The sequence below is a fragment of the Anditalea andensis genome (assembly GCF_000714815.1).
In the GTDB taxonomy this organism is placed as follows: Bacteria; Bacteroidota; Bacteroidia; order Cytophagales; family Cyclobacteriaceae; genus Anditalea; species Anditalea andensis.
Genome location: NZ_JMIH01000016.1, coordinates 161672 through 176759 on the forward strand (window position 1 = coordinate 161672; position 15088 = coordinate 176759).

At 38.8% G+C, this 15088-nt stretch carries 10 protein-coding genes; 1 reads left to right on the plus strand and 9 read right to left on the minus strand.

What is annotated here, in order from left to right; all coding sequences use genetic code 11:
• Positions 1-261: 261 nt before the first annotated feature.
• The 9 genes from EL17_RS09095 to EL17_RS09135 all read right to left on the minus strand — a co-directional run bounded on the left by EL17_RS09095 (position 262) and on the right by EL17_RS09135 (position 13979).
• Positions 262-1815: an N-acyl-D-amino-acid deacylase family protein gene (locus tag EL17_RS09095; protein WP_164675015.1), complete on the minus strand. Its 1554-nt coding sequence runs from the start codon at positions 1813-1815 to the stop codon at positions 262-264.
• A gap of 176 nt (positions 1816-1991) precedes the next feature.
• On the minus strand, positions 1992-3557 hold the full coding sequence (locus tag EL17_RS09100; RefSeq protein WP_035072862.1) for a glutamate racemase: 1566 nt from the start codon (positions 3555-3557) through the stop codon (positions 1992-1994).
• Positions 3557-4603, minus strand: coding sequence for a serine hydrolase domain-containing protein (locus tag EL17_RS09105; RefSeq protein ID WP_164675016.1), 1047 nt, complete (start codon positions 4601-4603; stop codon positions 3557-3559). The genes EL17_RS09100 and EL17_RS09105 overlap by 1 nt, the downstream gene beginning before the upstream one ends.
• A gap of 75 nt (positions 4604-4678) precedes the next feature.
• The gene (locus EL17_RS09110) at positions 4679-5143 is read right to left on the minus strand and encodes a DUF4843 domain-containing protein (protein ID WP_035072867.1); all 465 of its coding nucleotides are present in this window, start codon (positions 5141-5143) and stop codon (positions 4679-4681) included.
• Between the two features lie 132 nt (positions 5144-5275).
• Entirely contained in the window at positions 5276-6685 is a 1410-nt protein-coding gene (locus tag EL17_RS09115; RefSeq protein ID WP_035072869.1) for a RagB/SusD family nutrient uptake outer membrane protein, read from the minus strand.
• Positions 6686-6696: 11 nt separating this feature from the next.
• Positions 6697-10029, minus strand: a complete 3333-nt coding sequence (locus EL17_RS09120; protein WP_164675017.1) for a SusC/RagA family TonB-linked outer membrane protein — start codon at positions 10027-10029, stop codon at positions 6697-6699.
• Between the two features lie 189 nt (positions 10030-10218).
• On the minus strand, positions 10219-11295 hold the full coding sequence (locus EL17_RS22610; RefSeq protein ID WP_051719898.1) for a FecR family protein: 1077 nt from the start codon (positions 11293-11295) through the stop codon (positions 10219-10221).
• A 209-nt stretch (positions 11296-11504) separates the two neighbouring features.
• Entirely contained in the window at positions 11505-12158 is a 654-nt protein-coding gene (locus EL17_RS09130) for an RNA polymerase sigma factor (protein WP_035072873.1), read from the minus strand.
• Between the two features lie 213 nt (positions 12159-12371).
• A complete protein-coding gene (locus tag EL17_RS09135; protein ID WP_035072876.1) occupies positions 12372-13979 on the minus strand; it encodes a beta-N-acetylhexosaminidase in 1608 nt (535 codons plus the stop codon).
• Positions 13980-14343: 364 nt separating this feature from the next.
• On the opposite strand from EL17_RS09135, the gene EL17_RS09140 reads away from it, so the two are divergent.
• Complete coding sequence (locus EL17_RS09140) at positions 14344-15039, plus strand: ABC transporter ATP-binding protein (protein ID WP_035072878.1); 696 nt, start codon at positions 14344-14346, stop codon at positions 15037-15039.
• Positions 15040-15088: the final 49 nt, after the last annotated feature.

Below are 15088 nucleotides of genomic sequence, written 5' to 3' on the forward strand. Positions count from 1 at the left end.
AAAATAATTTCACATAATTTTTCCATTTTAAGATTTAAGCTATAATAATCGTCACTTTATCATAAATTGTTTGAATAATTAATAGTAGGTGTCAGATATCATAGGTTATACTTAATACACCAAATTGATTTTACCCAAGGATTACAAAATAAACTAACGGAAAAAAAATGGTACTCCCCATCAATATATGGCAATGAAGAAAACCAAAGAATAAAACAATTCCTCTCAAGATATGGTCATTACCATTAAATTTTATTCAAACTAATCTTTTTTAATGGCTTTTCCTGCTAGGATACTTGTGAATCGCCCATCTTTAACAGCAAATTGACCATTTACTAACACATGCGTCATCCCTGTGGATAAAGCCGATGGCTGAAGGTAATCGGCATGATCTATAAGTGCTTTAGGTTTGAACATAATGATATCCGCAAAATATCCTTCCTTTATAAATCCTCTTTTAGAAATACCTAGAGTTAATGCTGTTTTACCGGAAGAACTGTGTATGGCAATGTGCAGTGGCAATATTTCTTTTTCCAGAGCATATTCGGTTATCTTTTTGGTAAAGCTTCCATATTTTCTAGGATGGCCCACTACTCCATCCGACCCTGTCATTACCCATGGCTGCTTCATAAAATTTTCTATATCATCCGCCCTCATATTAAAGGAAACCACTCTAACTTCTGAACTCTTTTTTAGAATTTCCACCACTACTTCAGCAGGATCAACTTCCCAGTCCGAGGCCATTTTTTCTATCGAATACCCATCCCATTCAGGATGATCGGAAGTACTTAAAATTAAAGAAGCTGGCCCCCCTCTCCTCCTTATATTTTCTGCTATACCGTTCCTTAATGTATCTTTCAAATTAGGATTGGCTATCCTTTCTAACAATGCTTCATATCCACCGTCCTCCGCCCATCTTGGCACAGTGGCTGCTATGAGGGAGGTCCGAGAAGCCTCATATGGATATTGGTTTGCAGTCACCTTCAGTCCTTCAGCCTGGGATTTTTCTATCAGTGTTATAACCTCTGAACTCTTTCCCCATACATCTGCACCCAGTGCTTTGATATGTGAAAAATGAACAGGTATGCCCGATTCTTCCCCAATTTCTAGTGTCTCTTTAACAGAGTTGATCAATCCTATACTATAACTGCTTTCATCTCTCATATGGGTATCATAAATACCTCCATATCCATGAGCTACTTTGGCCAAAGCTACGACTTCGTCTTTCTTTGCAAAACTGCCGGGGGCATAGAACAATCCTGTGGATAAACCTATAGCTCCATCTTCCATAGCCTGTGCCACTATTTTTTTCATTTCCTCCAAATCTTCTTCAGATGGTGCTATATCCCTATTACCCAGGACCATTCTTCTTACAGTGCCGTGCCCTACAAACAAGCCTGCATTTGTACCTATCCCATTTCTTTCCCATTCTTCCAGCTTTCTGCTTATCGGTAACGGCCCTGATCCATCATTACCGCCAATTACAGTGGTGACACCCTGCATCAGGTAAGGTAGGTTAGCTTTCCGCTCCTCATGACTGAGATCTGCTTCTATATGTGTATGAGGATCTATAAACCCAGGTGCTAGCACGTAACCATCCGCATCTATTATTTCCTTAGCTTTTACTTTAGACTTCTTATACCTGCCTACAAATATGATTTTGTCACCCTTGATCCCTACATCTTGTTTCTTTCCTTCAGAAGTGGTACCATCATAAACAGTAGCTCCCTTAAATAGGATATCTACAGATGGGATTTGGCCGTACGAATACTGAGAAATAATAAAGAAAAAAATGCATAAATATAAATATCTCATCTGATTACTTGTTTTTTTAATGGTCATAATTGTCTTTTACCAAACGACGAAAAGGAATCTCGTATAGTGCTCTCCCGTAATTCGGGCTCGTGGGACACTCCCTTAACACTACTGATTCCTGCTGTTTGGTAACTTAAGGGATATCCTAATATGAACCTTACTCTTGATGTTTGAAATTATCTTATTTTGGAAGTTTTAGACAAGCCCTTTGTTTTGTCGTTTTCATTGGTGAATTTTTTGATGATTCCGTAAGTAGTGGGTACAGCAGCTTCCAATCTATCCAATGTTTCCATAGGTATGTTTACTGCACTGAAAGGTACTACCTGCACATATTCCTGCACTTCCCCCGCTGATCTCCCGTATTTATAATCATACGGAAAGCGGCCTTTATCATCTATGGCTACTCTTGGATTATTCCTATTGGGGACACTGATATAAAATTCGCTGCTATTTATATCCCCTTTCTGATTAAACATATTCCCGGTTTTCAAATAATCATATAATTCTTCCGCGACATTTACAGCTGGATCTACCAAAGCTATATTTTCTGCCATAAATGGCCTATATACATATGCATTATCCTTTTTATAATCGTATAATTCAGCCAAAACATCTTTTATTTCCTCGCTTAAATATGGATAATGCGTACATCCCAACATGACTACTTTCAGGGGTTTTGGATGGGCGGATTTGCGGATTTTTTCCATCATTGAAACCAAGTGGTACCTCACATAATTTTCAGAACTATTGATCTGAAGCACCTGACAATCCTGGGTATTATCAGCATCACATAGCATGCTGTGATGATCAAAATCAAAGTTATAAACATCCATTAGCGTTTTATCAATGGGAAAATCAGGATGATCGAGGGCCGGTCCGCGATAATCTTTTCGCGGTGCTTTCAGATCTCTCTGTATATAATCTGGCTCCTCATCCACAGCCTCTGCTATACCATGCCCCCCTTGGTTATATACCTGTATGTTTCCTTTATACCCTAGTGCATTAGCCTTATCCAATATTGTTTTTTCATATCCTTTTGATGCTATGGTACCTACCGTAGCAAACACAGCTATAGCGCCATCTTCATCCTTATCAAAATGAGATAAAGCCCCTTTGGCACCTGCGTCTATCACACCTATTATCTTGAGGGGAACTCCTGTTTTGGATATAAACTGCTCCAATGTTTCTTTGCCATAGGCAGTAGCAGTATTGCAGGCTATGACCATGGCTTTGACTGGTAATTTATCTTCCTGGTAATCCTTTTGCCCTTCCAGATAATACTTATGACCTAATAAAAATTGGGCGTCTTTTATAATATGCTCAATCAAAAGATCTGATTTATTTTCTGCATAGTAATTCCCATAGGGCATATTGGCCTGATCAGCAAGGTATATAAAATTCTCCTTACTGAAATCAGGCTGATGATCCGCCCCTGATAGCCCACTTTCATTATCATGCTGATCGAAATCCAATAATGTATTAAGAATGGTCAGCCCGCCTGTGCCGGAATCAAATACACCTATCGGGAGTGTATTGTCAGTATAAGGATATTTTTTAAAATCAATGTAATAAAAATTATCCTCTTGATCCAGTATGGCAGTTTCTATAGGTGTCCTATCCAGATCAGCCTGAACGGATGATGTGCTGGCCGTATCACATGAGGTCATCCACCATACACATGCACTTACCAACGCAGGTATATAGGATGGGTGTATTCGTAAAGCAAAACGCAGATTTTCCATTATAATTCTAAAGATTTTAATATGTGATTTTCTATTAAATCAGCAATAGACTGAAAATGGCTATTGGGAGCACTTCCTTTATATTGAGATGTTAGCACTATGATAACATCCAGCTCCGGAATGGTCATCATGTATTGGCCACCAAACCCTATAGCACTATACGTATCATATTTAAGGGCTTTAACCAACCACCAAAGATAACCATACCCATTGATTTCAAATGGCCTGGATATTCCCTGTGGCTCAACTTGATAAGCTGTACTTTCCGATATCCAGTCTTTTGATACAATTTGTTCACCATTATAGAGACCTCCCTGTCTAACCATCACCCCTATTTTTGCCAAATCTATAGGTTTAATGTATACATTATTGCCGCCTTCATGGTTACCTTTGGGGTCAGTGGACCATTCTTGGATAGTTATACCCATCGGAGTATATAAATATTTTTCGGCAAACTGTAAGGCAGTCATACCACTGGCCTTAGATAACACAGCTGCCAATAAGTGCGTATCTCCGGTACTGTATCCATAAAGTTCTCCTGGAAGAGCCTCCAAAGGCTGATCTATTGCATATTGCAGCCAGTCTTCACTGGCCACCCAGGGAGCATAATTACTTAAGCTAGTAGGCTTTAACCCAGACTGCATGAGCATAAGGTGTCGGATGGTGATTTCTTGTTTTTTTAAATCTGAAGTGTCATCGAATAATTCAGGTAGGTATGCAAATATCGTTTCATCTATAGAGGCGATGTATTGTTTTTCTACGGCTATTCCGACCAGCAGGTTAAGTATACTTTTAGATGCTGATTTGATATTACTGTAATCTTCCTTTGTAAACTTGTTATAGTATTTCTCATAGACAAGCGTGTCCCTTCTTAAAATTAAGAGGCTGTTAAGCCTGTCCATCTGAGTGGCCCGCTCATGGATCATGTTTATAGCGGATTCATCCCAGCCAAACTTCGATGGCTCATCAGAGACCAGTTTTTGACCATTGACGAGGGAGGGAGTGATAAAAATAAAAATGAATATTTTTAAATATTTGAAAGTCATATAAATGCTTTTATAATTGACAAATGCCCCGGCATTCTTAGCCAAATTACCGGGGCTTATGATGCAATAATAGGTTTAATTTAACCTTACCCCTATCCTTTTGTGGTTTTCACTGGCTACTATATTTTCGTTTCCGATTAGTTCTAGCACTAATATAAGCTGACCTTGTACGGAAGGAAAAGATAATTTTTCTACCACTACTTCTCCAAAACTAGAATCCGCTTCCAGCTGAAAATAAGTATCATTAGGTAAAGAATAATGTATTCCCTCTACTGCAGTAGATGCCTCTTCATCTACTCTAAATGCGAGATTCTCCGCGGCCCTTAATTGTCCGCCAAATAGGTTCACCTGATATCCTCTTTCTCCTACTGGCTGCAAAGGAAGTACAGGATAGTCTCTACCGGCCGCATTGTTCCTGACCACTGCTTCCTGAAACTCTATTCTTAGATCAGTAAAAAGGTATCGCTCTTCATAATTTTCAAAACAGGATGAGGTTATTGTAATCAATATTACCGCTATCCAATAGGTATGTTTTTTCATCTTTTTGTAAATTGTTTTATTTAAGCTAGATGGAATCTTACATGATTTTACCCGATGATAATCATCGCGGCTATCAGATCATTCTAAAATATGAAACCCTTAGTCATGGTCGATTGCATAAAGATCGATTTCTTAATAACCCGGGTTTTGTTCTAAATTGGAATTTATTTCCACTTCTCTGATAGGTATTCTGGCTAAAGTCCTAAAATCATCAAAGGGTATTGTTCTGGCTTCTTTGACAATACTCCTCCCAAGCCTTTTGAGATCAAAGGAACGGTGACCTTCAAAAGCAAATTCAACTCTTCTTTGGTGTAAAATTTCCTCTATTAATGCCTCTCCCTGCAGTGTGGAAACCTCCAATCCGGCTCGCGTTCTTATAAGATTTAAATCCTCCTGGGCTTCTCGGGTTCTCCCCAACCGGGCATATGCTTCAGCTCTGTTCAGGTATATTTCAGATATTCTGATCACAGGTACATTATCAAGATTATTGATCCCACTTCTGCTAAAGAATTTCGTCATTTCATTTTCATTCCTATTATCACCCAGGCCTTTCCAAATGAGTTCTTTTCTTATGTCATCCTCATCATATGCTCCGTAAAGAGCATCACTCACTACAGCTAATCCCTGGGAAGTGGCGGTAGTAGCCGATCCGTCAAACCTAGTGGTAAATGTAGCCCTCAAAGATTCATTCTGGCCCACATTTTCATCCGTCATAAATACTACCTCAAACATTGACTCTGGGTGTACCTCCCTTCTCCAGGAACTTATATAATCATTATTTGACTGAAATGAACCTACTCCGGAAGAAAGGGCTTTCTCGGCCTCCAAAATAGTCCGTTCATAATCGCCGTTATACAAAGCCACCCGGGTAAATAGTGCAGCGGCAGCACCAGCTGTGGCATAATGGGGAGCTCTGGCATTGGAACCACTCTGTAGAAGCTGCTGAGAACGCTCTAGGTTCTCATAGATGTACCCATATACTTCCTCAATGCTCGCCCTTCCTTCAAGTACAATTTCATTTGTAGCCCTTATCCCATTAATCAACAAAGGAACACCTCCTCTATTAGATGCTTCTATTATCGCAGTGGGGTCATAGGCATAGGCCCTCATTAAATTATGGTAATACAGCCCCAATAAGAACCTCAATTCGCCTTCTATTTGATTTTTGAATTCAGCTGATGTAGATATCTCACCCAAAGCTCTAATTATCAAATTAGCTTCATTAATAGCATAATAAGATGACTGCCAAATAGATAAATGAGCACCTGCCTGGTTATTGGCCTCTGCCACTAGTCTGATACCTGTACCAGCTGGTGTAGAATTATCTGATAGGACTTCAGGTATAGCGATCATATCCCTTCCATATTGGCTTACCAATCGTAACCTGGAATAAACAGAGTTGGTAGCCGCTTGGATGGCTTCCGGGCTATTTAATGCATCATTTGCATCTATAGACTGCCTGGGATCTACTGAAACCAGACTTTCACAACTGGTATAAACAGTCAAAAATAATAGTGAATATATATATATGATTTTTTTCATTTTATTCTGATTTAAAATCCTAATTGTACTCCAAACGTATAACTTCGGGTCTGCGGAACCACACCCTGATTATTGGTAAATGTGCTACCATCCGAATAAAACTCTGGGTCATATCCAGTCCATTCTGTCCAGGTCAAAAGGTTCATTGCTTGGGCATAAATCCTGGCATTGGTAAGTCCGATCCTTCCTAATAGTCTAGGGTTAACATTATAGCCTAAAGTAATCTGTTTTAGCCTGATAAAGGATGCGTCTTCCAGAAAACGGCTGGAGCTTCTCAGATAGGAATCCCCGTTAGTTTCAGCTAGACCTTGTATAGGTCGCGGATGTGGGGTTATTTGACCTGGTGTGGTCCATCTTTCGAGATAAACCCTTTCCAAAGAATTTCTTACGTTATTCCCGTTTTGATACCACCCAAAATTAGCCTGGTTATAATATTCTCTACCCATATCATAGGTGAAAAATATATCCAGTGTTAATGATTTATAGGTAAAATTATTGCTCCACCCTCCAAAGTAATCTGAAAGTTCACTTCCAAATGCAATATAATCTGATGGATTAAGCGGATTGTAAGTAATGTTTTGATTGGCATCAAACCACATCGGCCTGCCTGTGGCAGAATTTACGCCCGCATATTGAGCTTCAAAATTGGTATTTAAAGGATAACCTACCCTAACAGATTGATTACCGGGAAGTACCTGAAGACCGTCAAATAGTTGGGTAACTTCATTATCCAAAAATGTAATATTAAAGCTGGTATTCCATAGAAAGTCTTGAGAACGTATGATATCCGAAGAGATCTGAAATTCTATCCCTTTGTTCACTACCTCTCCTATATTATTGGTAATATTTCCATAACCACTGATCCATGGAAGTGGCTGATTCAGCAGTAGGTTGGAACTGGTCCTATGGAAAACATCTACTGAACCGAATATCCTCCTCTCGAAAAATGAATAATCCACGCCCAAATTGGAAGATACATTTCTTTCCCAACCCAGGTTTACGTTTGCTACACCGCTGGGCTGTATCCCTGGATTTCCCCCATAGTTACCCGTACCACCATATAGCCCTCGGGAAGCAAAATTCCCTACCTGATCATTACCAGTTTCTCCATAACCATATCTTATTTTTAATTGATCAATACTGCTGTTATCGATTAAAAATGATTCTTGGGAAATATCCCATCCCGCGGATATAGCCGGAAAAAACCCAAACTTATTATCTGCACCAAACCTGGAAGAACCATCATACCTGGCGGTAGCACTGATAAAATATTTTTTCTGAAAATCGTAATTGGCCTGACCAAAGATGCCAAATCTTCTAAAACCTGTCCATGTGCCAAACACAGTAAGCGGAGTAGATGCAGAAGACATGTTTCTAAACTGGTGGGTGGGAAACCCTTCTGCGGTACCTCCCTGTCGCTCACGGGTATCACTTCTATATTCGACTCCTCCCAAAGCTGAAAAGCTATGGCCCCCGTCAAAACTGGTATTATAATTTAAGGTTTGATTGGTGATAAAATTGGTGTTCTGTATATTATCTGCCTGTAAAAAACCCTGCCTGCCAAAACCTCCTTCTGTACGTGGGTCTATATAAAATTCAGAAGTAATCAGTCTAAAATCAATTCCATAAAAAGATTTAAACACTAAATTATCCAAAATTCTATAATTAGCGGTAAAACTTCCGATGGCAGATTTACTCCTGGATTGGGCAGTGTTAAGTTCTGCCGTATGGACAGGGTTATACCTCAAGGTGCCGGGCAATCCTCCCAGAGGTGCATTATAAGACCCGTCCTCTAAATAAAAGGGTTCTGTAGGGACGATCATAGGAGAGGCAAATTGAGGTGCTGCGAATAAGCCTGTAGTACCTACCCCATCATTTCCATTTTGTACAATTGAACTAAGATTGGCACTCATCTCCAAAGTGAGTCTTTCATTAGCCCTATGCGTAATGCCCATCCTAGCAGTAGCTCTCTGGAAATCTATGGCCACTACATTGCCTTCATGGAAATTGTAAGAGCCGGACATGATAAAACTGGTCCTGTCATTGCCCCCTGAAGCAGAAAGTTCTATATTATCCACCACGCCGGTTTTAAACCCTATGTCCTGCCAATCATAAGTGGGTAGATTGGCTATCTGTTCGTCTGAAAGATCGGTAGGAAGGCGAAGCTGGTCCAATACACCACTACGAATATTTTCAGCGGTACGGGTAGGATACCTATTGGTCATGGCTTCTATCCTGGCATTGATAAATTGCTGTGAATTCATCATTTGAACCTTAGGCATCGGTTCAGTTATTCCCTTGTAATAGTTCAGTGAAAATTTAGTTTTACCGGCAGTACCTTTTTTAGTGGTAATGAGAACCACACCATTGGCTGCTTGGGCGCCATATATAGATGCCGCAGCAGCATCTTTTAATACTTCCATTGATTCAATATCATTGGGATTTAAAAAAGCAAGGGGATTGTTTTCTGTCCTGTTAGTACCCACACTTTCAGCGTTGATTTGAACCCCATCCACTATATACAGTGGTTGATTACCTGCTGTGATGGATCCCTGACCTCTGATATTGATATTAACCTGACCTCCTGGCACACCGCTTCCGGATTGGACCAAGACTCCTGCGGCCCTTCCCTGCAGTGCCTTATCAAAGGACTGGACGGGTAAATTTTCAATTTCATTTCCTGATACCTGGGCTATGGCCCCTGTAATGGCCCTTTTTTCCTGAACCCCATATCCAGTAATGACAAATTCGTTAAGGTCCGAAACCAACGGGGTTAAGGTGACATTGATGACGGCTTGATTGGCCAGAGTAACTTCCTCTTTCCTGTACCCCATAAAGGTAAATACCAATGTAGCATTATCTGGTGCATCTATAGCATATCTACCATCTATATCTGTCACAGTACCGATGGTACTACGCCGTACCATTACCGTGACCCCTGGTAAGGGTTCTCCGGTTTCATCTATGACGGTACCTGTTATTATCCGCTGCCTTTTATCCTCAGGATTAATTTGATTTGCTCCATTTCCTATCTGTGAAGCCTGTTTAGAGATAGCAATTTGCCTACCTATCATCCTGTAGGAAAGTAGCCTCTCACCTAAGATGTTTTCTAAAACTGAAGAAATCGCTACATCATTTACCTCTAGGTTGATTTTTTTCCCCTGATGGGATCGTAGGATTTCATCCTGATAGAAAACCAAAAAATTGGTTTTGTTTTCTATTTCTGCAAACAAATCAAACAATGTTCCCTCTACTATTTTAAGACTTATTTTGTTATCCTGAGAATAGGATTTTGCAGAAACTCCCAATATCCCCAAATAAAGGATCAGAACAGTAAGCTTCATGGTTAAAAACATTTTGCACCTTGACCCATTACTTATTTTAGGGTAAGGTTTTTGATAGAATTTTTTCATAAATTGGTATTGACTTGTGTTGAACATAAGTTAATTCCCTTCACTGCCGGTTAGAGAGTCAGGAAGGTCATACGGGGAGGTGTTGGCGCACTTTCCCGTATGTTGGTTTATATTATAGCATTATTTTCTATCCAGGATAAACCTCCTTTCATATTTGGAATAAGTAAGTGCAGAAGTAGAGCAGATAATATTGATTACCTCCTCGATGTCCTGTTTTAAATCCAGTTTTCCCGTAAAAGTTTGGGCCAGGATGGCCTGATCTTTTATGCTGATTTTTATATCATAGTACTTTTCCAGTTTCCCTATTATGTGCTGTAACTTATTATTGTTAAATTTCATATATCCTTCCTTCCAGGAAACATAATATTCAATATCCACCTTTTTTATATTCACAGTATGGTCGACAGTATTGAGAATTGCCCTTTCGCCAGGCTTTAAAAGTTGGGATTTGTTAAAAAAAGCCTTTTTGCTAGTACTAAATGCTATACTGCCATGGACTAACACGGTAGATATTTTATCATCATTGCCATAAGCACTGACGTTAAAGCCCGTCCCCAATACACTGACATCCATTGCTTTGGTTTTCACTATAAATGGTTTAGAAGCATCTTCATGTATTTCAAAATAAGCCTCCCCATCTAGAAAAACCTCCCGCTTATTATCTGAGAATACTGCTGGGTAGATTAATTTAGAGCCTGAATTGATCCATACACGAGACCCATCCTCGAGTACTATATTTGATCGTTTGCCATATGGGACGATTAAGGAATTTATAGCATTAGCCTTTTCATTAGATTTATTATTGATAGACATTTCCCCATTGCTATAATAGCGTATCTGAGATTCATCTTCATCTATAAATATGGGTTCTTCATCTGAGAAGATTAGCTGCGTCTGCTGTAGTCCGTCTATAGAAAACTGTTCTGCCAATGCTTCCAACGAATCACCAGAATAACTGGGATAAAATATCCAAATGGATGAAGCGATAAGTATGCATACAGATGCTGCTATGCTGAGCGGAATGAGCTTCCTATGTTTATTGCTCTTGTTTAATGTTTTTTCAATCCTTTGCCAGGTTTTATCATGACTGGTTTGAACCTGTTTTTCTGTCAGTGGATGTTTAAATAAGTCCAAAAAGTAGTCTTTATACCTCCCAAAGTTGGGTTCCCTGTCTGAATGATTTGGGTCTATGGCCATTTATATGCTGTTTATTAACCTCTATAATATAAGAGAGTACGCTTATGGCATTATGTAGACACTGATTTAAAAAAAAAATGAAATAATTTTTTCAATAATTTAGCTGATTGATTTACAGCTATTCATAAGTGCAAATCCAGAATTCTATAGTAATCCTATTGAAATGTTTCTGCTGCTTAAAATGAGCAGATGCCTAAAGCGAATTTACTTTATAAGTTAAGTAGAATAAAAAAACCACCAATAATATAGAATATGGCATTTTTCAATCCAGACATTTCTACATTAGGCAAAGTATCCAACCCTAAAAACTGTAATTTACTTCTTAATATCTTTATGGATCTATATAATAATGTCCTGCTCGATGATGGCGATATAGACATTACTTTAGCAATTTCTTCATAGCTTAAATTTTGAACAAACCTCAAATACATGATTTCTTTTTGATGTTCGGTGAGAGCGTTAAATTCATTTTTTAAGGCCAATAAGACCTGCTCTTCGGTATCCTTTCTTATCAAAAATACTTCACTGCTATCCGTCGAAAAAGATGGATGGTCAAGCTCGTTCAGATTATCGATATCTACGGTCACCTTTCGGCTGCTTAACTTTACTAACCGTCTTCTAAGACATGAAAACAGGTAAAACTTTATATTAACATTAGGTGCTAGATTTTTTCTATATTGATATATGTCTACAAATACATCATGAATGGCATCTTCTACCCAATCTGATTTATCACAGATATATAGACCATATGCTAAAAGGTTTTTGAACTGCATTTCATAGAGAGAACGTAAAGCTGTTCTATCGCCGGTTTTAATTTTCTCCCATAGTAAACTATTACCATCATCATTATTTTTTGTCATTCCATATATTCTTGATTGTACCCCTATGTTTGTTAATAATTCGAAAAGCGTATGAATCAGTAATAAAAAGTATCTGTAAATTTAACATTTGCCAACAAAATATCAAGGAAAATTAACAATACCTTAAAAAAAAATATAAGGGAACTATCAAAGAAAAAGCCATCTAATCTTTCGGATATAGATGGCCTAGGCACTGTTTGGTTTATGGTAGAATTATTGTAACCGTGGCGACTTATAATAGTTGATGCCCATTATATCCCACCTTTTGGTATGCTGTATAAGTCTGGTTTTATAGCTTTCCCAGTTACGCAAAGAAGTTTTGGTCCACCCAATCTCCGCTATAGCAGTGATTCTGGGAAATACCATATATTCCAGTTCCTCCCTATTGGTAATGGTTTCAGTCCATAATGGTGCCTCTACCCCGATAATCTGTTCTTTGGAGATGCCCTCTACCAGGGTGGTTGGCTCCCAATTGTAGGCATCATCTATCTCTATATAGGCAGCCCAATGCAAGCCTAGCTGTGTAGTGGTATCATACTGCATATCCAAATAAGCATTGGTAGAGGGTGACATCAATATCTGGGCTCCCTGATCAGCGGCTTTTCTCGCGTTTTCTGATTTTGCCCAATATTGGGCGACACTTGATGGCTCCAATCTGGCATGGGCTACTTCATCCCATCCTATTGTTTTCTTTCCAAATTTGCCTACTATATGCTGAGCCCGCTCTATAAAAGGTATATAATCTTCCATATTAGTCACATGTGATTCATCCCCACCAATATGAATATATGGACCGGGAGTTATAGCAGACAACTCGCGAATGACATCTTCGACAAATTGATAAGTAATGTCTTTTTTAGTATCAAGGGTACTGAAACCTACCTTCATACCTGTATACAGATGTGTGGCATCTTCATCATCCTTTATTCCCATTGCTCTTCGGTCTACCTTTTGTATACCATCTTCAGGTACCGTAATTCCCGGATTCAAAATACCGTATGCTGCCAAGGCAGAATTGGTATGACCCGGCATGTCTATTTCAGGTATAATGGTGATGAACCTGGTCTGGGCATAGGCTACTATATCTTTATATTCCTCCTGCGTATAAAAGCCTCCTTTTCCTCCGCCCACAGCTGTAGCGCCGCCTACAGTTGTCAATAATGGCCAGGATTTTATCTCTATTCTCCAGCCCTGATCATCCGATAAATGAAGGTGTAGCTTGTTGATCTTATATTTAGCAATCTGATCTATAAAATGTTTTACGTCTTCAACTGAGAAAAAATGCCGGGCCACATCTAACATCGCTCCCCTATATCCATACTCAGGAGCGTCTTCTATGGTTCCCGTCGGTATGACCCACTTCTTCTTTCCTGAAGTCTTTCCACGCTCTATATCACTAGGCATAATCTGTCTCAAAGTCTGTACGCCATTAAAAAGCCCGGAAGATGTGGAGGCTATAATGTTGATATGGTTATCGTCTATATCTAAGGTATAACCATCAACTGGTATGCCCGAAGAAGCGTCTATTTTAAAATAAATAACATTATTCCTTGCCCTCTTATCACTGCTTCTTTGCAAAGTAAATCCTGTAGATCTTTTGATAAGCTGTTGAAAAAATCCTACTGCATAATCTATCCTTTCCTCGTTTCCGTCAACCACTATTTTGGTCTTGTTGTCTATTTGGAAAGTGCCTCCTTTACCAATAACAGATCTCGGTTGTGGAATTATAGCGTGTTGGTCCAAATTGACTATAGGTTCTGACCCATATGCAACATTCACAAAAATGATATTTATGATCAATAATAGCTTTCTGAAAATCATAGGAATAAAATTTACCTAAACTTAGACAAAAAATTTATTAAATAATCTATCATTCATAAAAAGTTTTAAACAACTTTACATAACTGAAGATGATCTCTATCTAAAAGGTATTATTTATGTTGAATAAAATATATGAAATCGCCGCATGGGTAAAAGCTTACATAATGGGATGGTTATCGGCCAAAGCGGAATCACTCTGACCTTTAGAAAACAAAATATCAACAGATGATATCATCTGTTTTATAGGCCTATTGATTTAATAGTAGATAAATCAATATATTTCCGGTGACACCCTTAAAACCATTTGTTTTTAAAAATTATACCTATATTTTTGCAACAAAATTGCAAACCCTTTTTTTACGTTATGCTACACGCTAAAAATCTTACTAAAAATTATTCTGGCCATCCTGCCCTACAAGAACTAAATCTTACCATTAATGAAGGGGAAATATTTGCCCTTTTAGGACAAAACGGAGCCGGTAAAACTACCACCATAAACTTATTTCTGGGTTTTATAGCGCCTAGCAGCGGTAGTGCGAGCATAAATGGGATTACAGTTTCAGAAAATGCACTGGAAACGAAAAAGCATATCGCTTATTTGCCTGAAACTGTAATGCTTTACCCTAATCTCTCAGGCATAGAAAATCTTGAATTCTTTTCTTCTTTAGCTGGCTTTAGGTACACTACAGAACAACTAAGCAATTTTTTAACCAAAACAGGACTACAAAAGACTGCCTACCATAAGATGGTAGGAGGCTATTCAAAAGGTATGCGGCAAAAGGTAGGGATTGCCATTGCTATAGCCAAAAAAGCAAAAGCTCTGCTTCTGGATGAACCTACATCAGGTTTAGATCCAAAAGCTTCAAATGAATTTTCATTGATATTAAAAGAGCTTGCAGCCAACGGAACAGCCATCCTTATGGCTACCCATGATATCTTCAGAGCCAAAGAAGTAGCACACCGCATAGGCATCATGAAAGAAGGAAAGATGGTGTCTACCATGCAGTCCAAAGATATCACTGCAAACGAACTGGAAGAACTCTACTTACAGACAGTCTAATACGATTCTCCCAGGACTAGCTTAATGTATTTAGGCTCCTATAAGCCAT

Bases quoted from the DNA above. Each gene is read 5' to 3' on its own strand.
- EL17_RS09130 (WP_035072873.1), bottom strand. From the start codon at position 12,158: ATGACAAAAAATAATGATGATGGTAATAGTTTACTATGGGAGAAAATT.
- EL17_RS22610 (WP_051719898.1), bottom strand. From the start codon at position 11,295: ATGGCCATAGACCCAAATCATTCAGACAGGGAACCCAACTTTGGGAGG.
- EL17_RS09140 (WP_035072878.1), top strand. From the start codon at position 14,344: ATGCTACACGCTAAAAATCTTACTAAAAATTATTCTGGCCATCCTGCC.
- EL17_RS09135 (WP_035072876.1), bottom strand. From the start codon at position 13,979: ATGATTTTCAGAAAGCTATTATTGATCATAAATATCATTTTTGTGAAT.
- EL17_RS09115 (WP_035072869.1), bottom strand. From the start codon at position 6,685: ATGAAAAAAATCATATATATATATTCACTATTATTTTTGACTGTTTAT.
- EL17_RS09110 (WP_035072867.1), bottom strand. From the start codon at position 5,143: ATGAAAAAACATACCTATTGGATAGCGGTAATATTGATTACAATAACC.
- EL17_RS09100 (WP_035072862.1), bottom strand. From the start codon at position 3,557: ATGGAAAATCTGCGTTTTGCTTTACGAATACACCCATCCTATATACCT.
- EL17_RS09120 (WP_164675017.1), bottom strand. From the start codon at position 10,029: ATGAAGCTTACTGTTCTGATCCTTTATTTGGGGATATTGGGAGTTTCT.
- EL17_RS09105 (WP_164675016.1), bottom strand. From the start codon at position 4,603: ATGACTTTCAAATATTTAAAAATATTCATTTTTATTTTTATCACTCCC.
- EL17_RS09095 (WP_164675015.1), bottom strand. From the start codon at position 1,815: ATGAGATATTTATATTTATGCATTTTTTTCTTTATTATTTCTCAGTAT.